Here is a 22,097-nt window from a genome sequence, read left to right as displayed (position 1 = left end):
ATACCTACGAAGACAACAACTGTTTTAGCACTTCGTTCACCCGATCGGCCATATCGGACAATCCACCTGGGTAGAAGTGGCGTTCGCCGACTGGATCGGATTCAAGAATTTCGATCACTGCTTCCGCCAAGGCTTCATGATCGTCGTCCTTGACCAGACGATCGATTCCGCCGGACGCAATCTCCGGAATTCCACCGACATCGGTTGCAACAAACCGCAATCCACAGGCGATGGACTCGAGCAAGACGTTTGGAACGCCTTCACTATGGCTGGTCAATACAGTCAGGTTTGCAGCGTTGAAACGCGTTGCGAGTGCCGTTTGCGTTAGCATGCCTTCAAATTGAACACTGGTCTTTAAACCGAGCCGAGCGACCTCTCGCATCAATTCGTTGCGGAGCGACCCTTCACCTGCGATCAGCAGCTTGAAGCGTTTCCCCCAGTGGTCATGCCAACGTGTTGCCGCTTGCAACAGCATCGTCGGATTTTTTACCGGCTCCAATCGTCCCGACCAAACCACGACGATGTGTTGATCATCGAGACCAACGGATTGCCGTGCCTCTCGTCGATCGATTGGCTTGAAAACCGCCTTATCAACACCGCGATAGACAACGTGAACCTTCACCGGATCGATACCAAGTGCAATCGCTTGTCGACGAAGATGATCACTGACAACGATCAACCGGTCGACAGATTCCAAGACTGACTGAATTGCTTTTCGACGAGCAGGATTTTTTGGAAGCTCGTTTAAATCACTGCCTCCGGCGATCAGCACACAAGGTACCTGCAAGCGTTTTGCCGCTTGGATCGCAGCGGCACCATCGGGATGCAGCCAATAACCGAGGACCAGTTGGGGTCGCTCACGCTGGCTCGCTTTCGCAATACAGTTTTGGATCGAATGCCAATAGAATCGATCATAGTACCGACGCATCAACTTTGGTGGATACAAATAGATCGGATGTGAGTCGCCTGCTGATGTCCCTGCGAACTTCGGCAACGTTTTATTTGCAGTCCACGTATTTCGCGACTTGACCATCTGCACCCAGGGCACCGGCGCGATGACATCGACATGATGTGAATCACGCAGCGACTTGACCAAGTGTTGATTGAACGCCCCTTGCCTTGGATTGACCGGATTTGGATACGTTGTCGAAATGAACAGCAAATTCACAGTGCAAGATCTCTGGCAAGTTGCACGATCACTGGACGATGGTCGCCCCCTAAGTCTGGACCGATCTCACAATCCAAGATGGTCCATCGTTGATCCGCCAAAACATGATCGATGCGAATCCCGTGAAATCGTGTGTACTTGGTGTATCCGAATCCTGTCCCCGCAAGGTTGAATGAATTTTGGAATCCGTCCCAATAGTCCGTAAAGAAAACACTTTCGCAAGGGACGTTGAAATCACCCCCGATCAAGATGGGAACGTTGATCTCGTTGATCTGATTGGCAAGTTCTTCTACGACCGATCGGTAGATATCTCCCTGTTCGGAAATCGAATCGGGTCCCAATTCGGTATCAAAGTTCTGCAACCTTTCTAAAGCCGGACGGAACGTGGGCAAATGAATGGAAGCTAGGTAGCAGCTTTCCTTTTCTGGCCATGAGAGCTGACACCCGATTGCCGCAGCCACTTTGTGATCATCAGCTGGTTGCCAAGCGAGTACATCTAATTCGCCAAGTTCCAGCGGGCTCGCAATAACAATGTGTGGTGCTTGCTGTCGATTCCAATTCAACTTTTCGAACAAAGGCTCTGCTTTGGAATGATTGCACTCCTGCAGCAGCAACACGTCGATTTGACGTTCTTCGATTAACTGAACGATCCCATCCATATCAAGTTCACCACCGCCGACGTTACAACTGAGCACGTTCAACGTCCATTCCGCGGCAACCGACTTTGGCTTGTTTAGTGGTAACTGATAGTCCAACAAGAAAAACACAATGATTGCGGCATGGACCAAATATCCCAAAGCCAAACGCTTGTGGTACAGCCATGTCCAAGGAAACAAAATCACCAGTGGCAAAAACGCGACCCATCGTGGCGCAAAGAGCACGAAGGTCAAAAACCAATGATCATTGAGACTCGAACGCATCAACCCGGCTACCAGAACCAACAGCACCAGATAGATGATCGCCAAAGTCTTCAATGCGCGTATCATGACGCGATTCTCGTTGGCGGATGGGACTTCGGATCAGGATACCCAATCACGACGCGCATCTTGCCCGCAGGCGTCAAAGGAATCGATTCGACAAATCGAAGCCGCATCTGGACCGTCGGACCAAGATGATCCGCGACCCGTCGGTGCAATTCTGCTTGCTCCGTTTGATTCCAGTCATTTGTGACTACCAAACTCAACTCCACGCGATCACGCTCCGTTTGAACAACTTGAAACTGGCGTACGGAAGGAAAGTCTTTGATCAGGTGTGGAAAGAATATACCAGGAATCTTCCGACCATCGGGAAGAACTAACAGATCGACCTGTCGCCCTGTCACTTTGGCCAGCATCGGTAGGCCTCGTCCGCAACCGCAAGGCTCGGGGCTTTCGATGGCCCGATCACCGATCGCATAGCGGATGAAGGGCATCGCTCGATTGTGCAGATCGGTCACCAAGACTTGACCTTCAGTCCCCGGAGGACAAGGCTTTCCCGATTCGTCGACAATCTCGACAATCAGGTTTTCTGAGCTGACATGAAGACCTTGGTGCCTGTCGCATTCCGCCGCAATGAGAGTGAATTCGCGTGAACCGTACGTCTCATAGACAGGCGCACCAAACGCCCGCTCGATCAATTCTCTTTGATGGTCATATAGTTTTTCAGAACCGACGATGATTGACTGTGGTCGGTGAACCGAAATCGACTGTTCTTCCATCGCCCTCGCTAATACGAAAAGTGGGTTGGCGTACGCGACCAGGACCTTGGGGCGATATCGATTAATCCGCTGGACATACGACGAAACATTGCTGTCCGTGATTCCAAAACTATTCAACAAGTCACGCCGGTACAGCATACGATCATAGATCTTTTCCTTGATCCGCTGACCTTGACTGAGTTTCTGTAGGCGGACGCCCCACAGATGGGACTGCTTCGTTCCCGGTTCGGCACCAGCCCACCCGTAGCCGCGAAACGCTGCCGCCACACGGCGATCGTTGGCATCATTTTCGATGACAAACTGCAATGGAACACCACTCGAACCGCCCGTCGACTTCGAGACATAACGAAGGCTTGCTTCTGTACTTCGTATCGCACAAGCGTGTTCCTGAACCATCTGGCGAGTCGTAATTGGCAACCGAGCGAGATCACTCAATGACTGTACGTCGCCAAGTTTGACACCATGTTCACGCCAGCGATTCCGATACCAAACCGAATGGGAATCACAGTAGTTCAGCAATTCGCGAAGCCGCTGCATTTGCAGCGATTTGATTCGGTCTTCGGTCCACCATTGATGTTCTTCTAATTCCCGCCAATAGCGAAACGTTTTGCGGCGTTTTATTCCGGACTCAAACCCAGGAACGACGACTTTTCGATAGGCCCAATTAATCATTATGCAGCCCCCTTGGCATAAAGATTTTCATAGGCATGCATCATTTGGCGCACACAGAACTTTTGCATCACCCTCTGTCGACCGGCAATCCCATATCGATTCGCTACCTCCGGTTGACCGTGATAGTGCAAAATCGCATCGGCGATGGCCTGTGGTCTTCCCGCAGGTACCAAAATGCCAGACTGTAAATTCACGACGACTTCAGGATTTCCGCCGACATCGCAGGCGATCACGGGAAGCCCCGTCGCCATCGCCTCGATCAACGTTAACGAAATTCCTTCGGTGATCGACGGCAAAACAAACATGGATGCGGAAGCAAGTAAATCAGGAATGTCGTCTCGCAAACCGAGAAACCGAACGGTCCTGTCCAACCCCAAGTCACCAACAAGCGTCTGCAAATTTGATCGTTCGACCCCATCACCAATGATGTCCAAGTTCAACGTTGGATCTTGTTGGTTGACAAGCCCCATCGCTTGAACAAGCGATGCGATATCCTTTTCCGGACTTAGCCGCGCGACAACAACAACCTTCCCGTGTGGACGATGCTCTGGCATACGAAATTGTTGCAGGTCGACTCCGTTGCAAATGGTCAGCGTCTTTGCCGCACTGACGCCGTCGTGTTGGACCGTTAATTTTGCGCCGTCTTGTGACACCGAAACGATGTGCTCGACCCAGCGAGATAACTGACGAAACAGCATCGTTTGTCGACTGGAATGATCATAGCGCTGACCATGTCGAGTGTGAATGATTCGCGAAATGCCGGCGATCTTTGCCGCCGCGACTCCGTAGACGTATGCCGCGGTGTTGTGGGTATGCACCACATCAGGACGGATGCGGCGAAGCTTCCTCGCCAGCTTGGTCACCAATAGCGGTTTCAACCCATCGCTCTTATTCATCGAATGAACGGGCCAATGATACGTTTCGATTTGCTCAGCTAAGCGTCCCGTTTTTTGGAGCGAAATGAATGACAACTCAAACCGCGTTCGATCGATGTGTTTAGCAAACTCGACCAGCAATTTTTCCATGCCGCCGACGTCGGTCCCGAGTGATATGTGGGCGATTCGCTTGGTCATCATGCGGCTTCCCTCTTGATCACCAAACTCTCAGACGAATCGACCGAGCGAACGATCCGAGCCGGATTCCCGGCAACAATCGCGTCAGCCGGGACATCTTTTGTTACGACTGACCTCGCCCCAATAATCGCTCGATCTCCAATCGTGACTCCTTTCAGGATGATCGCCCCATGTCCGACCCAGACGTCATCTCCCAAAACGACCTCATGCACCGACTCCGCCGGCGCGGGCAATCCTTTTCGGCGATCAACGGGATCGATCGGATGTCCGTCGAAGTCGCAGATGCGAACGTTGCTCGCGATCAGACAACCTTTTCCAATACAGATTTTCCGTCCGACAATCAGTGCCGTGTTGTGTCCAAGAAAGCTTCCATCACCGATCGTCAACTCAGGAACATCACAATAGCGGGAACTAAAAACCATCGAAGGCTTGCCAGACAAACTCACTTGACTGCCGATCTGAATGCTTCCCCGCCCAACGATAAATGGCAACTGTTCCATCTGGAAACAATCACCCACATGGGCGCATTGACTACGAAATAGTGGCTCATTCCATAAAAATCTCGTGGACCATCCGACCAAGAAACGCAGTCCTGTATGAATCCGATAACACGCCCCAAATACGGGATGGCCAAACTTGCCAACGGGAATGTGCAATCGCAATAGTTTCCGAACGTAGGGTTTTAAGAATTGCTTCACGACGACACCCTCGATTGAACCAAGACGGATTGCAATAACTGTCGCATCAGAACGACGAAACGCTTGATCCTGCCCAAGCGTTTCATCGCTGGCATCGCCGTCAACGGAAATGGCCAACCGATGAACGAGCGAAGCAGCATCGGTAATGCCGCCGCAGGCGATGACTCCATCGATGCCCAACGATAGTAAACGTAGGCCTTCCAATAAAAACGGGCGGCTGGACTAAGAATCGCTCGATGCCGTTGGACGACTTCCAACATCCGTCCGCAATCCACAGCAATGCTGCTGCGTGACAAGCTGTTAGGTATTTCGACAGCGGTCGCCAGTGGATCCGACATCAGATAAACGTCATTGTCAGCGGCGAGCCGAATCCAGAAGTCCCGATCTTCGGCCGGCTCCAACCCAGAGACAAATCGCTGTTCTCCAATCGCGGAACGTCGAACCAGCACCATCCCGGTCCAAATCAGCGTTCCGACCATGAAAGCTTCCGAACCTCGGGGAGTCATCGGTCGATCATATCGCCGCGAAGATCGCAGTGGCAGAAGGCATCTCTCTTCACCAGGGAATTCACTGTAGAACCGCCCCGAAACGACACTAACGCTTGGGTGTTCATCAATCACATCAAGCTGCCGCTGAAGCTTTTCCGGTTCCCAATAATCATCGGCATCTAAGAACGCTACGAACTCGCCCTGGGCAGACTCCAAACCTCGATTCCGTGCTGCCGCTGTTCTTGCATTTTGCTGATGAATCAACTTGACGTCAGATCCATAGCTTTTAAGTACCGCTGCCAAATCATCCGTGCTTCCATCATCAATGACGATCACTTCGAACGGACGAACCGTTTGCGACAAACAGCTATCGACGGCGCGAGCGATTGTTGCTGATGCGTTGTATGCCGGAATGACGACGCTGACCGAAGGCCGATTCATGCTGCCACCTTCTGGTCTTTCGCGACAAAACGATAGTACTCCAGCAACTGATCGACGACCGCGTCGGTCCCAAACTGGGAACAGCAATGGCTCCGTGCGACAGCCCCAAGCTCAGCCAATTGCTCTGGTTGATGAAGCAGTTGATGCAGCGATTCGGTAACCACACCCTGCCGAGTCATGTCAAGCGAAAGCCCTCCGCCAGCAACCATCCAGCTCATCACAGGATGTTGATGAACGACGCAAGGCAAGCCGCTAGCCGTCGCTTCCAGTAGCGCGATCGGCATCATTTCTTTTAAGCTACCGAGCACAAAAACATCTGCCATCCGATACAGCTCTGGCATTCTTTCGCGGGGAAAACCGACCAGGAATCTCACACGGTCCCCCAGTAGCTCCGTTCCCATCGCAATCAATGCCGCGGTGTCTGACTCTTGGCCACCGGCGATGACGAAAGTGATTGGAGCATCAGGCATTGAGCTTGCCAGGGCCTTAAACTCGCCAAGTAGATAATCGATTCTCTTGTGGCGTCGTTTGATCGCCGCGACGACTAGAACGACGAACTGGCCAGGGGGAATCTCCAGCTCGCGGCGGAGTTGGTCCGACCGCCCAGGATAAAAGTGATCAACATCGATAAAGTTGGGGATCGTGACCCAAGTCGCCCGATCGACCCCTGCCTTCTGCGCTTGTTCATGATGCCACGGGGCAAGATGCTGCAGATAGGTCACGCGACTTTGGAACCCGATGGGCTCTTCGGTTCCATGGGCCAAAATCACCTTCGTTGAAACTTGTCCACGCAGATTGGCCTTTTGCACAGCCGTCGCGACAAATGGATCTTGAACATGAAGAACGTCAATGCGTTCCTGACGTAGCACCCTGATCAAACGCCGTGAAAACGTCTGTTGCTCTACGCCGTATCCGCTCCCCAATCCGAAACGCCAGCCGATTCCGTGAGGGATTGCCTGAACCAGTCTTTGTGTCTTTTTGGCATCGCGAGGCCAACAAGGGACCACGCGTTCGAACTCTGCGTGCCGCTCTCCGGAACCCTTACACAACAAGACGCTGTGCCCTCGTTTATGCAAGGCGTAGCCCAAATCGTTTGCCCATGCTTCGATACCTCGCGCAACGCGGCCGAGACCACATGACGCAACACATAGACGTGGATAGCCTATTTGCCCTTTCATGATGCCACCTTCTTAAGTTGACAACGGACGTCGTCGCCTGCCCAGCTATTTTTGGGGCGATTGCCCAAGGCGTCGATCAAGATTCGGCGCATCCGTCGACACCTGATGAAAGGCCGACGAAGCATCGACGGATCTGTCCAAGGCCACTGCCAGATCGAACGTAGCGTCGCTTTCGCGGCATCAGAATATCGCTGACGCTCATCACATAGCTCGATGGCGTATTCAAGCTCCCGAGCGGCAATGCCTCGCTGTACAAGACGCCGAATCTTCGGATGGTCTTGATGTATCCTGGGGATCGATCGAACGAAATCCAAATCCAACCGCATTGTTCGATCACGATTTCCCGCACTCAGCCCTTCAGGCCGCTGGCGATATCGTGCGAAAGGTCGACCGATACAAGCAATCTTTCCGGTGCGTGACAATCGAAGCCACAGATCATAGTCTTCGGAAATGTTCATCGATTCATCGAACCATCCGACCTCCGCCAACGACTCCTTTCTGCACAACACCGTCGGCGTGCAGATACGATTTTTAACGACTAGCTGATCGAAACCAACCAATTCCAGATCTGCAGTCGGACCTAGCGTCTCACTTCGATTGTTCGTGCCTGGCACAGCGCAGGTAGAATCCTTCCTGCTCTGCTTCTCTTCGGACTGCTTGGTCGTATCATCCCACGCCACCATCTCGGTACTGACCGCGATCACAGCGGGCATTCTTTGAAGCACCGCAACCTGGTGATCAAGTTTTCCTGGCAACCACTCGTCGTCCGCATCCAAGAACGCGATGTACTCCCCACGAGCCAACCTGATTCCCGTATTGCGTGCACTCGCGGGCCCTCGACGACTCGCTTGACAGATGAAACGGACATCAACCGGGGCACCCGCAACCACATCCGCAGTGTTGTCAGTTGAACCGTCATCAACGACGATCACTTCGATATGACTGTATTGCTGAATCGCGACCGATCGCAATGCACCTTCAATGTAAGACGCACAGTTGTAGGTCGGAATAATGACGGAAACTCGTGGCGACACGTGGCTGCTAGACATCGTCACCCTCCGCTTCGACTCGGAAGAAACTCAGGAAGTTTCCTCGAACCGGAGGAGTTTTCAAAAGCGAGTTGTAGTCATCATCTCGCGATTCATCGGTAGCAATACGCATTAATCGTTGCCGCTCGTCCACATCCAAAAAGAACAACGTGTCGATTTGTTCGATGTAGGTCCCCGCCCGATAGTCAAACAGCACCAATCGATCTGTCGCGTTAATTGTCAGCAGGTCATTCACATCATCGAGAACCGTCACTTTTGTCAGACCGCCGCCTTCTGACATCTGTTTTGACAGATATGACTTTCCAGCACACGAGCGTCCCACGACGGCATGCTTAAACAGACGACCTGAATTTTGATCCGATTGAATCCGACTTTCGATAAAGCCGGCAGTTCGTTTCACCCGGTCACATCGAAAGAACGGCCGTCCGACGGAGTCTTCGCGAAGCTCGTCATTGGTAAAACCGAGAAACTCGATCGCTTGAAATCCGCCGTATTTCAATAGCCCCCACGCACATTGCCGTGGATCGTCACCATGATGACCTTCGAAATACATCACATCGCCGGCAGTTGCGAGCCGGCTTAGAATCGAATTGCGGTCTTCGAGTTCTTTTGTGCCATAGACCGATAGAAACAACACCGTGTCAAACCGATCCAACATTGCCAACGGGTTATCCAAATCATCGCATCGATAGCTTGCTTTCGTTCCTTGATAAAGTTCTCGCGCTCGCCCGATGGCCGCACTGTCGAAATCGATCCCGATGACGTCGCGAGCGCCAAGCGTTAAGCAATGGTTGACGATGCACCCCATGTTGCATCCCGCGTCGAGAACTCGCTTGCCTTCGATATCCTCCGGACGGAAAAGCCGTAGTCGCTCGTCCGTTTTGTCACGCAAGCCTTTCACCTGCCGCGATGAATCGGACTGATAGTCAACAAACCATTGATCACGTTTTTCTGCAACGGACGGTTGCTTTGCCAAGACACGCGCAACGATCTTTCGAGGCATACGTGAAATCCCTTGGCAGGTCGAAGTAAAACTTTTCATAACCGTTGATCGATGGTGAAGATTGGATGGAATGTATGGTGCGGGAAAGAAATCTAGGACTGTTTAGCTGTGGTTGGTTCTGGGAACCTTGCGAGTCGTCGCAGCGTGGGGAAAAGATATTTCTGGCGATCTGATTCACTCAGCCCCACCACACTGATCAATACGCATGCGATCGCTCCGGCAAGGAATCCCTCCCCTGTGAGTTGCAACCAAGATTGCTGTGGAGTCAGGCGATGCAAAACGGCTGCCATTGGAAACACCAAGACCGCGACGAACACAACAGGCTGAACGACCTCTTTGAAATACTCTCGCAACCGTATCCCCAATCCCGAACAGACAAGCCAGGGATGCACCACCCCACGGCATAGCACTGCCGGAACCGTCGTTCCGATGGCAGCTCCCAATAAGCCGTAAAATGGAATCAGCCCAAAACTGATCGTAAGATTCAAAATGCCTTCCAGCGCAAACAAACCTGTCAAAGTCCGAACGCGACGCCGTCCTAACAACACTTTTGAACCGATCCCTGCTGCGGCACCAAAAATGGCCCCAGCAAGCAACACGCGAAACAACAATGGGACGGCATGAAACTTGTCCGGATTAACGTATTTGTCGCCAACCCATAGGCGAAAAAAGTCATCCGCCCAAAGCCCAGCGATTGCGGCACCGCTAATACCAAACAACCATACGAGGCGTGTCCCAGTTAGGTAAAGCTTTCTCAGACCATACAAGTTGTCGTTCGCATCGAGATCCGTCGCCGCCGGATAAAACACTTGGCTGATCGTGACAAAAATGCTGCCGAAGTACTTCGTCAAATTGTTTGCCAATGCGAAAAAGGCGATCGCCGAAAGCGGCATCAAGAATCCAATCACAAGCGCGTCGGAAAAGTTCAACACTAAGTGCATGACCGCCAATACCGAACTCCAAATGCCAAAACCGAGGCATTCACGAAAGCCTTCTCGCGTTGCTCGCGTCAAAGAGATCCGCTGGTCCGGCATGACACGGAATGCGATCCAAACTCGGATGCTGTACTCAATCGCCGCGCTGGCCGCGTTGGCAATGCAAAGCCCAATTAATCCCCATCCCAACCGCAACATCACGTACGTCACAATGGCTGACAGCACACGGCAAGTAACGCTCACCGCAGTGGTCAGATCGAATCTCTGCTGAGCCGTTAGCACAACCGAGAACGGGAACAACACCAGTTGAACCGCTGTGGATGTGCCCAAAATCAAGATACACCAGCGGGCATCCGACTTTACATCCGGCGTAAAAATCCCCAATGCTGGTGCGACCGATGCGCTGACGAACGTGACCAAAAGAATCACAACTGCGCATCCGAGGTGAAGCACCAAACCACTGCTGGCGGCCTGGTTCATCCGCCCAATATCGCCTTTGCAATAGTGTCGCGTTACATACTGGGTAATCCCTGCACGCAGCCCCAGATCAAGCAAACCGTAGTAACCAGTCAGACTCAAGATGATTGCCCACGCACCGTATCGCTCATCACCAATTTGATGGAGCACATAGGGCGTCAGGAAAAACGTGATCAAGACTCCGATGGCAAATGCCATCGAATGACTCGCGACGTTTCGTGAAAGGACCCGAAAGTTACTCATGCCGATGTCTCGATTGCCTACCACCGTACAAACAAACGAACAACGACATAAAACGTCAACAACGCACCGATGCTGGTGATCGTTGACAACACCACAAAACGGTTATTGAGTTTTAGATGGCGTGCGCGATCCAACAAAGCGGATTCCAGCGGCAACGTATTTGCGGCTGATGCCAACCCCAAGATCAAATAGGTGGGCGCTACAAACTGCCGAGAAATCGTGAGCATTGATGCGGTACATCCCATCAACGCCGCGAATACAAATCCACAAATTCGGCGATGCTCTTTTACTTCCCGCGATGCTTCGGCGGAAACCTTGTTGCTTTGCGATTCGATTCGCCTTCCTGACCAAAGGTTTAGCCCGACGACCAAGAAGCACGCCAAGAAAGCAGTCCCGCCAAAGAATCCCAGTTCCGCATAGCAATGCAAGAACGAGTTATGCGTCACGATGCCAATTTCATCGACGATCAGACCTTCCCCTAATCCGAACAACGGGTACTGCCGCCAGACGTTCAAACTGTCTGACCAAATCTGAATCCGTTCCTGACCGGTTCCATGGTTGATCGCGTTGTAGTCAGCCATGCGGTGTGAAAACACCAACGCCATGATGGGAACGATTGGAGCGATCAAGAAAATAGCTTTCTTGCCATGGAAATAGCACAACGCCATCGATATCGCACACAGCAATGACAACAACGCACCGCGTGAGTGCGTCAGCGCAAGTGCCGAGATAAGAACTCCGATAGGTACTAGCCACAGATATCGTAGAATTCCTAAGCCTGGCTTGGTCAAGAACGACGAACAGAGCGCCAGTCCGGTGACTAGGATCAGCCCAAAGTCATTGGGGTCTTGAAAGATCCCAGTCCCACGAATTCGCTCGACGGGTCCGGTTGCCCCATCGTTAATGATCCCTCGGTCTTCGATCGCTTCGAACGCCGCAATCGATAGGATGGAAAAGTTATCGAGCAGCGCGAGTGTCGCCATGAAGGAGATCGCGATTGCCAACCACTTGATAAAGAAAGCTAAACGTCGAGGTGTGTTGACCAGAGCGGAAATCAGCACGTAGAGAACGATCAGTTTTCCGGCTTCAAACATTGAAGCCCTCGCAGCCCAAATGAAACCGTGGGCCAAATGAGAAACTCCGACAGCAACCAACAGAACAAGTAGCGATACCGTATCAGGACGATTGACCAGACTGACGTTGCTAAGTTGCCGACTACAGGCTCTGACTGACAGTGCAGCACACCCCAAGATCAAGACTTGGTAAATCGGCCAATCTTTGAATGCCGGAACAAGGTCCGCCGGTCTGACGAACAAAGTAGCCGTTGTCGCTAGCAGCAGCGCAAACCCCAACCCATGTCGGTCCACGATATCAAGATCGTGCCTCCGAACAACAGGTTTATTGGCGTGGGGGTAGATTGCTGTTGCCATGTGATCCGTCACTTCGTTGGCATGAATCCGTTATCTGATTGAAAAAATTGTGTTTACAACGAGACAACTCGAAGCTGCCCCGAATCCGCTAACGACCTGATAACACTCAGGTTTGCACTCTTCCAAAGTCGCCTTCTACTCCGCAAAGCCAGCGGCAAAGAACGCTACTTTCACTCAATGAAAGACGACAATGGAACATCAACAGGTTGCTAGTCGATCTTGACCGGTTGCAAAACTTTTCCCCGAAATAGCAGTCCTTCGTTTTCTTCGTATTGCAGCTCTGGTTTAGGACGCATATACCGCCGACGGCTTGACTTCGCTTTGCTCGGATGACTTTCGATCGCCCCACTCGGTTGAACATCGCCAACGGTGGATGTGTCCCAAACCATGAACTCGTGATACTCGCTGACCTCATCGGACATCAGGTACGAGGTTTGCTGAACGATCGGAACCGTTTCCTGTTCGACCGGTTCGTAGATGATCTCGTCTGACACCCCGTACTCGATCGACATCATCGGTTCGTCGCACGGATCAAGGACCGTCCAGTTCGTCTGTTGGAAACCGGCATTGATCGCGACGGCATCACAAGAGACACCGTCTGAACACGATGCCCTGCCCAGACCCGATATCCCAGGCAGTTGACACCCACCGCACAAGAACAAACAGCATGCCGCCAAGATGCTGCAAGAGAGCGAATCAAGTTGTTTTTTTCGATGATGCATATCAGTGAGTGCCCTAACGGCTAAACCCCGCGCCGTTCGTTTTTTCAAGCACTTTCCCAGACAACCGAGACGCCGTCCCGGTGCCTAGCAATGTAAAGCCGAGCACCCGTTCCAACGGGGACGTTAGCTTTGCAATGGCGGAATCAAACGCGACCAGTTTGCTGTGAGCAACAAAAACTCTGTCACCTGGCAAAAGTTGATAATTCGTGCTGACGTCTGCTCGTTGTGTAATACCTTCCCAGTCGACCGGAAGCAGTAGGTCGCTTCCTGGATCCCGATTCGGTCGCGCCACCCACATCCGACTGGAGGATACGTAGCTCAGACCATTGATCTGGCTTAGCGCGTCGATCACCGTCTCATTCCCGGTGAATGGAAGTCGTACCAGGTTGTCACCCAGCCCACCGCCTTGGGTAATGATGTAGATCGCTTTACTGTTGTACGCATAAACGGATACGGACACTTTCGGATCGACAAATTCCTCAGACAGTTTTTCGGCGATCGCAATCCTGGCTTCCTCAAGCGTCATACCGGCCAAGCGAACGGATCCGTACTGGCCTAATGTCACCGAACCGTCTGGTCCGACGAGGTGATCGCCGGTGATCCGCTGTGTCCCGGAAACTCCAAGCAGCGTCAACGAAACGATCGGTTCGCGAAGCTGTTGCTTTAGATGCATCTCGATCAAAGCGATCGCTTGATCAACACTTTGCCCAACAACTTCAACCGATCCGTAGCTGAACCCCAACGAGATTGCGCCGCCAAGTTCGACCTGGTATTCGCCACGAATCGGTTCCTCGGGAAAGGTCCCCGAAACGTTCAGTGAAACAACGTCCCCGGGTTGCAGCGAATGCCGCTCAGGTGCAACGTGCTGCTGCACATCAATCGATAGAATGTCCGGTGGCTCGATGCGATACATCGGTGTAACCACCTTATCCAATTCGCGGGGCAATACTTGTTCGGCAAACAGGATGTCACAGTTGGCATCTTTATTCGGAGCAAACAACGTCAAGGATGGTTTCTGGTCATGCCGGACCAGTTGGCACCCGACGCTACCCAATGCGCATGCCATCAGCAGCAACATCCGTAAGTAGCGAAGGGGTGGAGCTAAACGATTCACTTAAATCTGTGGTGTAACAAGTCGTTTCAAGTTGTCTAAATAGGCGTGCTTCGTCGGCATAGCGAGTTAACGCGAACTGTTGGTTGGAAACCTGTAATAGTGCATATGATTGTTGAACGTCGCCCCGTGCCCCGTGGGTAGACGCCCTTGTCCAGATGGATTCGACCAACCGGTAGGTGCCGCTTGGCCTAGCCGATGAATCTGCGCCGCTTGAAAAAGCAAACTTTGACGCATCTGTTGGCGCGGTTGAACAAACGAGTGATAGGGACTTAGCGCACTATCGTCGGCACGTAGTAGATCCAAGTACGGGGAGATGCGTTGCTGATAAGGCGAGCTGCGAAATTGATTCGACTGACCGACTGAGCGACGTGGCATTTGTGCTGAAGCCAATTCAAAGTGCACGAGCGTTGCTAGCCCCATGATGATGACGCATATCGCTCTTTGGCGTGTTGTGAATTGATGTTTCATAGTGATCTGTTTCACAGTCGGTCTGGTCAAAGCTCTAGTTGAGGACACAACCCGTATATCGATTCTGAGACGAGGGTGAAAAGCGACATTTGAAGAAAGCGAGTGAAGCTATACGAGCAACGTTGCGGCGAAACATTGCCGTCGGAGGTCCCTAAACCACCGTGTTTTTGCACATCGATCGTGTTTCACGGTCCGTAAGACGATCCGTTTTGATAACAACGGATGAGGGAACTCCCTCACCCTTTGAAGCATTTAGGCGATGCGATCTTCGTTTTCCAAACCCACCACAAACGACAGCTCTAGCGAATCGTCGCGATCTAAGGTGCGAAGTCGATATGATGGCAACTGTTACTTCCGGTCGCCGATGAGGGAATGGACCTTGCAAATGCTCCATTCGCGTCTTTCAAAGCTTTCACGTGCGAACTGCCGAAGTATCCGTTCCGACGCGTTCTGAAAACCGTCAATTACATCCCGAACGCGAAACAGTATCGCCGAACGGTTGGTGGCTGATTGCCAGTTGCGCAGTACTGACTTGCCTCGCCTATCGTCACGCGATCGTGGACCTGGTAAGCCGTTGGCAGCTTGACGACACCTATTCACATGGCCCCATTGTGGTCCCCATAGCGTTGTGGATTCTTTGGAAACGACGTGCAGTGATGCCACCGGTCGAATCGCCTTCAATTCTCGCCGGCATCGTTCTGACTCTCACACATGTGCTGCTCTGGGTCGGAGACTATGTCTACCTTCCGGCGCTGCAACACTGGACCATTCCCCTATGCGTTGTGGCGATGATCGGCTTTTTCGCCGGGCGAGGTATCTTGATTTGGAGTTTGCCGGGGATCGGCTTCTTGGTCTTCATGATCCCACTTCCGTTTCAAATCGAAACGGTCCTCAATACTTGGCTGCAGTTTGCCTCTTCTTGGTGCAGCTGCTACATCCTCGGCATGTTGTCGATTTTCGCTTCGACCAACGGATACACGCTGACGTTGACCAGTGGCGATGTTGCGATCACAAAAGCGTGTAGTGGACTGAGAATGACGATCGCCATAGCCGCGGTCGCCTACCTGATGGCGATCCACAGCGGATGGAGCTCGGATGACCATCATGGAATGAAATCAAAGTTTAAGCGGTCACTAGGAACCGTCCTCAAGGGCCTGTCCACGCTGCTGCTTCCCGCAGTCACGGCCGCGATCCTTGCCAACGCATGTCGAATCGCACTTCTGGCATGGGTAATGGATCAATTCCAATCAACGTATTGGACCGCGATCGCTCATGATGCTGGCGATTGGCTGACACTACCACTTTCGGCCATATTGTTTCTGGTGTTTCGGTCTTGGATCGCCACTGTCGCATCAGCGTTTAAGCACCCGGCCAACTATTTCAACGCTCGCCAAACGGAGAGTTCGCTAATACAACGTCTGAACTGGAGTGAAAACTGGCGTCCGGCATTCCGCTTGATCGGTTTACCGATCGCATCGCTGTTGGTCATTGCTTTCGCAAACGCTAACTACCGAAGGCTGAACAATCGATTCTTACAGCGATCGATCACGACTGCGATTCATCAGGAGTCGAAACAGGAATGGACGAAAGCCATTGGAACCTATCGAACTCTATTGCGTCTTCAGCCTGACAATCATGAAGCGCAGTTTCGCATGTCGCTCGCGATGCTAAGTTCCGCTCAAACGTCGGACGAACGGATGCAGGTGCTTTCGCAACTTGAAACGGTTCTGAAAACGACACCCTTCCACCTCGAAGCACTACGAGCCCACCTGAACTTGGCGCTGGACCTGGGCGTAAAAAAATCGGCGATGCGTTCGGCTCAAAGACTTTATCGAATCGACAACCGCAATCCGCCATCACTTCGCCTCTGTTTGGAATCGTTTCTAAAAACACGAAATCAATCGCTCTACCACCCAGCGATCGCACCTGACAAGTTCGCCCAGACGCTGGCCGGATTGGGCGACGGTTCCGATTGGCGTGATCAGCTAGTCCTTGAAATCGCATCCTACTATTGCGACCACCCCGAAGCGGTTGATCAAACCTTACTCGCTAATTTGCAACCGCTCGTACCGATAGCGGCAAATCGTCTTCATTCAACTCGTTCGTCTTTCGTCAGTTGGCAATTCGCTAAAAAAACGAACATCCCTTCGTCAGCGATGGACCTAACTTCACTGACGATCGATAGCGAATGCCCAAGTGAAATCGCATTTCAAGTCCTTTTGGCTTCGGCGGAAGAACTCATCCAACAACAGCGTCTTGAACAAGCCGAGACAACACTGCGCAAGGCAACCGAAGTCCTTCCCAACCGATTCGAGTCGTTCGAGATGCTTGGTGAAATCCTTGGTGATCGGGGCGACTGGAAGAAAAGCTCCGCGGCCTACCTTAGGGCTTGGCGTCTCGCCGACGATCACAATCCTTATCTCGCAATCAAACTTCTTGAATCGCTCGTCAAGTCATCTCGATTTGAAGAATGTGACCATCTGCTTCGGCAAATCAACGAAAGCGAAACGAACGCTTTTGACTCGATCGACCGACACATGCGGATTCGATTAATGTTGGCTGCTTCACAGGTTGCGATTCACCACCAAGATTTCCAGCAAGCTCTGCAAACCTCGCGGCAGTGCCAGTCGCTCATCAAAATCTATGATCGCACAAATAGTAGCTCTGCCGAACATCGTGCGATCGCGGAAACCATCGAAGCACAAAGCCTCGTCCGCTTGGGCCGATTTCGCGAAGCGGCAGAACTGTTTGAACGTCGTGCGACAGAGCTTCAACCTTCGGGTGATCAGTGGACCGCAGCAGCAAGAGCTTGGCGTTCGGATGGGAATTACTCCTCTGCCGAAAGTTGCTACCGAAGTGCGTTCGCAGAACTTGGATACGACAACCACGTTTGGTTGGAATACATCGGCCTTCTAAAGTCGAAGGCTGGTCTTCGGCGCGCGATCGATGAAGTCAACCGCCGGTCTCAGACGAATCCTTCCGGAAACGCAATCTCCGACCGCATCATGGCTCAAGCGTGTGAACTGGTCGGTCTAAACGATGCCGCGATTAAGCACTACCAAGCTTTTGCCACCGGCCCAACAGCCGACAACGCGGCACTCGCGATCGCACTTGCCCGGAACGGACGACTTGCCGAAGCCATTGATCTCGTCATTGACCCTGATTGGTCAACCACAGCGGTTCGGCGTGCTCATACCGCGGCGATGGTAGGCACAACTATTGTTGAGGTAGAACCGGATACATTCACCAAACTTGACAACATCATTCGCAGCGGGCTTTCGGAAGGCCAAACCGATGAACGACTGATGTTGGCAGCGGCGGACTGGTATTCGCACTGCCACGACCAACCGTCAGCCCTTTCGGTTCTCGACAAAGCATCAACGGCGTTCCCGGAGAATGTGATCATCGGCAACAACCTTGCCATGATGCTGGCTGACCAGCACAAGAGCTTCGACCGGGCCTTGCAGATTATTGATCGTGCGATTCAGACCGCCGGTCCGGTTGCAGAATTCTTCGATACGAAGGGCTGGATTCTGATCCAGGCGGATCGATCACAGGATGCGATCGATTGGCTCGAACGAGCAATCCTGGGACTGAAACCCAACGCCGGCGTAGCACACTTTCACCTTGCGACCGCCCATTTCAATCTTGGGAATCGCCCCGAAGCGGCAAAGCATTTTGAAATCGCGCGTCGTGATCTCGTAAATCCGCAAGATCTAAACCGCAGTGAGCAAGTCGCTTGGAAACGGTTAGAAGCGAACTTTGCATCGACGCAGCAATTGACCGTGAACCAACTGGACAACGGAGATGCCGGATGAAAACCCCTATCACGAACCTGCATGCGGTCATCGTTGGCTGCATGATCGCATTGATCAGCTGTGGGATGTCCATCCGGTCGATATCGCGAGGCTTTTCGGACGACCAGACATTTGCACTACCGGTCCAGCTAGGTGCCTGGACGATGGTTGGCAATGAAGAATTGCCTGAGAGTGAATTGGAAGTGCTTCACGCTACTAACTATTGGCGGCAATCCTTCAAAAACAAAACAAATGATCAGACGGTGGTCGTGACGTTCATCGCAGGCCCTGCCGGTCCGCTTGCCAGCCACCTTCCGGAAACTTGCTACGCGAGACATGAATTTGCATCGATCGGCAAAGCAGCTAGCTGGATCGTCCCCAACTCTGAACACGAATTCCGATTTCAAACACTGGTTTCACGCGATATCGAACAACCATCAGTCACTCTTGCCTACAGCTGGCATGACGGCAGCCATTGGTGTTCGCCACGCTACCCGCGAATCCAACTTGCAGGCCATGCGAATCTAAGACGCTTAATGGTCAGTGTTCGTCATCCGCGTGGCCACTCCGGCAACGCTCGACAAATCATCGAAAGTTTTATTGGCGAAGTCACTAACTCAACTTTGCCAACAACAAGAATCGCTGCACTTCAGCCGGCGAATCCTTAGCACAAAACCCTGACCAACCACCCCGAGTCTAGATCGATTCAGGATCCCCAATGCGAACCTACGGAAATCCAATCGCAAACCACGAAATGAATTTGCTTCAACACGGTCGCAAGTGGGCGTTGACCGCGAGCGGTATTCTTCTCATTTCGACTTGTACGCAGCAGCAACGCGTTTTTGCCGGAACGATTCGCCATGACCGTGCCGACGCCAGCTACACCAGCTTGGCGACAAGCTATCCCGCTGTCGGTTCGCTAACCTGGGGAACGCATATTTGCTCGGCAACCTTGATCAAGGAAAACTGGATCTTGACGGCAGGTCACTGCCTGGATGCCGTCGGGTTTAACCCAAGTGATTGGACGTTCGATTTGACCGACAGTGGCGGTGGCGTCCACGTCGGTGCTGAAATCATCTTGCATCCCGGTTGGTCCGGTGACCTGACAACGGGTACCGACATCGCATTGCTACGACTTGCGACCAATGAAACAACCATCACTCCGGCGACCCTGAATACCAACACCAGCGAAGTCGGACAAACAGTGACACACGTCGGCTATGGGGTGACCGGAAACGGCGTCACCGGGATCACCGCACCCGCAGGCACCAAACGCGCGGGAAACAACGTGATCGACCTGGACGGCAGTTTGGTCTCCGGATACAGCAGCGACATCATCTTCGAAGACTTTGACAGCGGCAGCGGCGGAGACAACTGGTCCGGAACGTCGACACAGTTGGACTTGGAGTATCTGATTGCCGGCGGGGACAGTGGTGGCGCGGTCTTTGCCAACTTTGGCAGCGGCGAAGTACTCACCGGAGTCCACTCGTTCATCGCAGCGGTCGATGGAAACTTGGACGCTGATTATGGCGATATCGCCGGCTCGATCAAAGTGTCTTCTTATGCAAGCTGGATCACTTCCAATATCGCTGGCCCCGACCCAGTGGCACCTGAACTGACCTCATGGATGATCTGGTCATTCTTCGCCATGGGACTGGCCGTGATCAGACGGCCCAATCTGAGACGACTTACAAACATCTCCTCAGGCAATCTGGAATTGCCCGCTTAAGTTGATAGTCGAACGATTTCAGCGATGAAGCTAACGTCAGGCCCTGACGATCGAAACGAATCCGCATTTGATGACTTGACGATCGTTTTTTCAAATTCGATTTACCTCTGGTATGCGAGCGAGAGCCATACATCGAACGGGGCCAGTTATTTAGGGCATTGCTCGATCTCTGCGTACTCGGCGTCTCTGCATTTTACAATCTACCTGAGCCCAGACTTCGACTCCCCAAACCGCTTCGACAGAATGTCTCTTGTTCACATGACAAGACGATCCATTAGATCGGATACTCGAAGCGACCGGACAAGTGAACCACAGAGAAACAGAGTACACAGAGTTTTGGTTGGGAGTGATTGAGACGTCATCTGAACGGTCATTTGCAACTGGCTCCGTGTTCTCGGTGACTCTGTGTTTCAAAACCCCGCCAGTCTTCGCTCTCTCTTTAATAGCAGAAAAGGCTCTTGACCATTCTTCGAGGCAATCCTTATCCGACGTCAATGTTCAGAACTGCGACCGCCCGTCGATCTTAGAATCGCTTAGCTACTTCCTGTTCGAGCACCGGACTTCGTTCACCCAATTCGAGTCTCTACTTCCTCCGTAGTGGATTTTGTTAAAAATCCCTCCGCTTCGAATTCTGGATCTTTAACAAGATCCACTACGGCGAGGCTCATGAATTGGCTGAACCGTCCTGGCTGCGTGTGAGCCGTCGACCACCATCCCGATAAGTCACAACATCAGGGTGTGGTGTATTCGACTTCCCAGGAAACATTCCAATCCACAGCAGCCGCATGTGGTACCAAAACCCAAACTCACGTGCTTTACGTGCCGAACTATGGATCCGATTTCGCAGCAATTGCGAACGACCATACAAGACAGTCAATCGCTTGCTGAGCGCCATATCTTCGCCTTCGCAAAGGCCCTCGGGAAAGCCGCCGGCACCTTCGAATGCGTCGCGTCTGACGAAAAAGTAGCACCCGTAAGCGCACCTACACCACCGTGCGTAATAGAAGTTGTAAAAGATGCCAAGGAAAGACGCCCATCGAGGGCACTCGTCAGAGGGCGCGACCAGTGCCGATCCCCATTTGGCGCCTTGGTCCCAAGCGGTCAGTGTTTCCTTCAGTAGCTGCGGATCGACCACAGTGTCGGCATCAACAAAGATCAATCGTTGACCGTTCGAAACCGAGAAACCTCGATTGCGTGCAGCACCAATGTCACCGCCGCCAGATTTTACCGTCACAGCACCGTGTGCCTCTGCGATGGACAAGGTGGCGTCTCTTGAATTGTCGTCGACAACGATGACCTCGTAGTCGTCAACACCAAGCAACCCAGCTGCCGATTGACGGATCGCCAAAATCGTCGATGCGATCATTGCCGCTTCGTTGCAAGCGGGAACGATGAAAGACAGTCTGGTTGCCAAAGACGTTTCCTTGTCGCTACGAGCGGAAGAACACAAGACGCCGGGCCGAAACGCAGCCCCTCGGAGAGTCATTCAGTCTGGCAAGCTGATCCACCGAAATCAAGTCACAGGCAGCCAGCCTTAGCCCAACGATCCAGAGCCAGCGGAGCCACCACGCAAATTTAAACTTCAAGCGTGATCTCTGCGTCCTCGGCGTCTCTGCATTTTAAAATCCTGTTACCCTTGGCTCCGCCTTGAATAGCAGCAAAGGCTCTTGCGTCCTTGCCTAGTCAGGTGACCGGGCAAATAAAACACAGAGGAAC

18 protein-coding genes are annotated in these 22,097 nt (G+C 52.5%); 4 read left to right on the top strand and 14 right to left on the bottom strand.

The features are described 5' to 3' along the window. Nucleotides 1–4: 4 nt before the first annotated feature. The 13 genes from LOC67_RS03030 to LOC67_RS02970 form a co-directional block, all read right to left on the bottom strand. Nucleotides 5–1,168, bottom strand: coding sequence for a glycosyltransferase (locus tag LOC67_RS03030; RefSeq protein WP_230261033.1), 1,164 nt, complete (start codon nt 1,166–1,168; stop codon nt 5–7). After that, the gene (locus LOC67_RS03025; RefSeq protein WP_230261032.1) at nt 1,165–2,154 is read right to left on the bottom strand and encodes an endonuclease/exonuclease/phosphatase family protein; all 990 of its coding nucleotides are present in this window, start codon (nt 2,152–2,154) and stop codon (nt 1,165–1,167) included. The genes LOC67_RS03030 and LOC67_RS03025 overlap by 4 nt, the downstream gene beginning before the upstream one ends. Next, on the bottom strand, nt 2,151–3,536 hold the full coding sequence (locus LOC67_RS03020) for a phenylacetate--CoA ligase family protein (protein ID WP_230261031.1): 1,386 nt from the start codon (nt 3,534–3,536) through the stop codon (nt 2,151–2,153). Before LOC67_RS03020 ends, LOC67_RS03025 begins: the two co-directional genes overlap by 4 nt. Next, nucleotides 3,536–4,612, bottom strand: coding sequence for a glycosyltransferase (locus LOC67_RS03015; protein WP_230261030.1), 1,077 nt, complete (start codon nt 4,610–4,612; stop codon nt 3,536–3,538). The genes LOC67_RS03020 and LOC67_RS03015 overlap by 1 nt, the downstream gene beginning before the upstream one ends. Then, entirely contained in the window at nt 4,609–5,307 is a 699-nt protein-coding gene (locus tag LOC67_RS03010) for an acyltransferase (RefSeq protein ID WP_230261029.1), read from the bottom strand. Before LOC67_RS03010 ends, LOC67_RS03015 begins: the two co-directional genes overlap by 4 nt. After that, nucleotides 5,304–6,236 carry a glycosyltransferase family 2 protein gene (locus LOC67_RS03005; RefSeq protein WP_230261028.1) on the bottom strand — a complete coding sequence of 311 codons (933 nt, stop codon included), beginning with the start codon at nt 6,234–6,236 and terminating at the stop codon, nt 5,304–5,306. The genes LOC67_RS03010 and LOC67_RS03005 overlap by 4 nt, the downstream gene beginning before the upstream one ends. Next, the gene (locus LOC67_RS03000) at nt 6,233–7,414 is read right to left on the bottom strand and encodes a glycosyltransferase family 4 protein (RefSeq protein WP_230261027.1); all 1,182 of its coding nucleotides are present in this window, start codon (nt 7,412–7,414) and stop codon (nt 6,233–6,235) included. The genes LOC67_RS03005 and LOC67_RS03000 overlap by 4 nt, the downstream gene beginning before the upstream one ends. Then, complete coding sequence (locus LOC67_RS02995; RefSeq protein ID WP_230261026.1) at nt 7,411–8,463, bottom strand: glycosyltransferase family 2 protein; 1,053 nt, start codon at nt 8,461–8,463, stop codon at nt 7,411–7,413. The genes LOC67_RS03000 and LOC67_RS02995 overlap by 4 nt, the downstream gene beginning before the upstream one ends. Continuing rightward, nucleotides 8,456–9,505, bottom strand: coding sequence for a class I SAM-dependent methyltransferase (locus tag LOC67_RS02990; RefSeq protein WP_230261025.1), 1,050 nt, complete (start codon nt 9,503–9,505; stop codon nt 8,456–8,458). Before LOC67_RS02990 ends, LOC67_RS02995 begins: the two co-directional genes overlap by 8 nt. Nucleotides 9,506–9,558: 53 nt before the next feature. Next, nucleotides 9,559–11,121, bottom strand: a complete 1,563-nt coding sequence (locus tag LOC67_RS02985) for an oligosaccharide flippase family protein (protein ID WP_230261024.1) — start codon at nt 11,119–11,121, stop codon at nt 9,559–9,561. 17 nt (nt 11,122–11,138) lie between these two features. Further along, complete coding sequence (locus LOC67_RS02980) at nt 11,139–12,551, bottom strand: O-antigen ligase family protein (RefSeq protein WP_230261023.1); 1,413 nt, start codon at nt 12,549–12,551, stop codon at nt 11,139–11,141. A 209-nt stretch (nt 12,552–12,760) separates the two neighbouring features. Continuing rightward, complete coding sequence (locus LOC67_RS02975) at nt 12,761–13,273, bottom strand: hypothetical protein (RefSeq protein ID WP_230261022.1); 513 nt, start codon at nt 13,271–13,273, stop codon at nt 12,761–12,763. A 13-nt stretch (nt 13,274–13,286) separates the two neighbouring features. After that, entirely contained in the window at nt 13,287–14,339 is a 1,053-nt protein-coding gene (locus LOC67_RS02970; protein ID WP_230261021.1) for a polysaccharide biosynthesis/export family protein, read from the bottom strand. Nucleotides 14,340–15,271: 932 nt separating this feature from the next. Between LOC67_RS02970 and LOC67_RS02965 the strand changes: the two genes are divergently transcribed. From LOC67_RS02965 to LOC67_RS02955, 3 genes are all read left to right on the top strand, one after another. After that, a complete protein-coding gene (locus LOC67_RS02965) occupies nt 15,272–18,673 on the top strand; it encodes an archaeosortase/exosortase family protein (protein ID WP_230261020.1) in 3,402 nt (1,133 codons plus the stop codon). After that, entirely contained in the window at nt 18,670–19,320 is a 651-nt protein-coding gene (locus LOC67_RS02960) for an exosortase-associated EpsI family protein (protein ID WP_230261019.1), read from the top strand. The genes LOC67_RS02965 and LOC67_RS02960 overlap by 4 nt, the downstream gene beginning before the upstream one ends. A gap of 86 nt (nt 19,321–19,406) precedes the next feature. Next, nucleotides 19,407–20,381 (top strand): S1 family peptidase, encoded by a 975-nt coding sequence (locus LOC67_RS02955; protein WP_230261018.1) that lies wholly within the window; start codon nt 19,407–19,409, stop codon nt 20,379–20,381. 664 nt (nt 20,382–21,045) lie between these two features. Here LOC67_RS02955 and LOC67_RS02950 read toward each other — a convergent pair. Beyond that, nucleotides 21,046–21,747 (bottom strand): glycosyltransferase, encoded by a 702-nt coding sequence (locus tag LOC67_RS02950; RefSeq protein ID WP_230261017.1) that lies wholly within the window; start codon nt 21,745–21,747, stop codon nt 21,046–21,048. Nucleotides 21,748–21,772: 25 nt separating this feature from the next. Between LOC67_RS02950 and LOC67_RS02945 the strand changes: the two genes are divergently transcribed. Beyond that, nucleotides 21,773–21,919, top strand: a complete 147-nt coding sequence (locus LOC67_RS02945) for a hypothetical protein (protein WP_230261016.1) — start codon at nt 21,773–21,775, stop codon at nt 21,917–21,919. The last annotated feature ends 178 nt before the right edge of the window (nt 21,920–22,097 follow it).

The organism is Stieleria sp. JC731 (genome assembly GCF_020966635.1).
In the GTDB taxonomy this organism is placed as follows: domain Bacteria; phylum Planctomycetota; class Planctomycetia; order Pirellulales; family Pirellulaceae; genus Stieleria.
The sequence above is the reverse complement of the archived record's forward strand: the minus strand, read 5'-3'. Positions and strand labels throughout refer to the sequence as shown.

Coding starts and splice junctions, on each gene's coding strand:
- LOC67_RS03000 (WP_230261027.1), bottom strand. CDS start 7,414: ATGAAAGGGCAAATAGGCTATCCACGTCTATGTGTTGCGTCATGTGGT.
- LOC67_RS03025 (WP_230261032.1), bottom strand. CDS start 2,154: ATGATACGCGCATTGAAGACTTTGGCGATCATCTATCTGGTGCTGTTG.
- LOC67_RS02960 (WP_230261019.1), top strand. CDS start 18,670: ATGAAAACCCCTATCACGAACCTGCATGCGGTCATCGTTGGCTGCATG.
- LOC67_RS03015 (WP_230261030.1), bottom strand. CDS start 4,612: ATGATGACCAAGCGAATCGCCCACATATCACTCGGGACCGACGTCGGC.
- LOC67_RS02945 (WP_230261016.1), top strand. CDS start 21,773: ATGAAAGACAGTCTGGTTGCCAAAGACGTTTCCTTGTCGCTACGAGCG.
- LOC67_RS02990 (WP_230261025.1), bottom strand. CDS start 9,505: ATGAAAAGTTTTACTTCGACCTGCCAAGGGATTTCACGTATGCCTCGA.
- LOC67_RS02995 (WP_230261026.1), bottom strand. CDS start 8,463: ATGTCTAGCAGCCACGTGTCGCCACGAGTTTCCGTCATTATTCCGACC.
- LOC67_RS02980 (WP_230261023.1), bottom strand. CDS start 12,551: ATGGCAACAGCAATCTACCCCCACGCCAATAAACCTGTTGTTCGGAGG.
- LOC67_RS03005 (WP_230261028.1), bottom strand. CDS start 6,236: ATGAATCGGCCTTCGGTCAGCGTCGTCATTCCGGCATACAACGCATCA.
- LOC67_RS03020 (WP_230261031.1), bottom strand. CDS start 3,536: ATGATTAATTGGGCCTATCGAAAAGTCGTCGTTCCTGGGTTTGAGTCC.
- LOC67_RS02975 (WP_230261022.1), bottom strand. CDS start 13,273: ATGCATCATCGAAAAAAACAACTTGATTCGCTCTCTTGCAGCATCTTG.
- LOC67_RS02970 (WP_230261021.1), bottom strand. CDS start 14,339: ATGGCATGCGCATTGGGTAGCGTCGGGTGCCAACTGGTCCGGCATGAC.
- LOC67_RS02955 (WP_230261018.1), top strand. CDS start 19,407: ATGAATTTGCTTCAACACGGTCGCAAGTGGGCGTTGACCGCGAGCGGT.
- LOC67_RS02950 (WP_230261017.1), bottom strand. CDS start 21,747: ATGATCGCATCGACGATTTTGGCGATCCGTCAATCGGCAGCTGGGTTG.
- LOC67_RS02985 (WP_230261024.1), bottom strand. CDS start 11,121: ATGAGTAACTTTCGGGTCCTTTCACGAAACGTCGCGAGTCATTCGATG.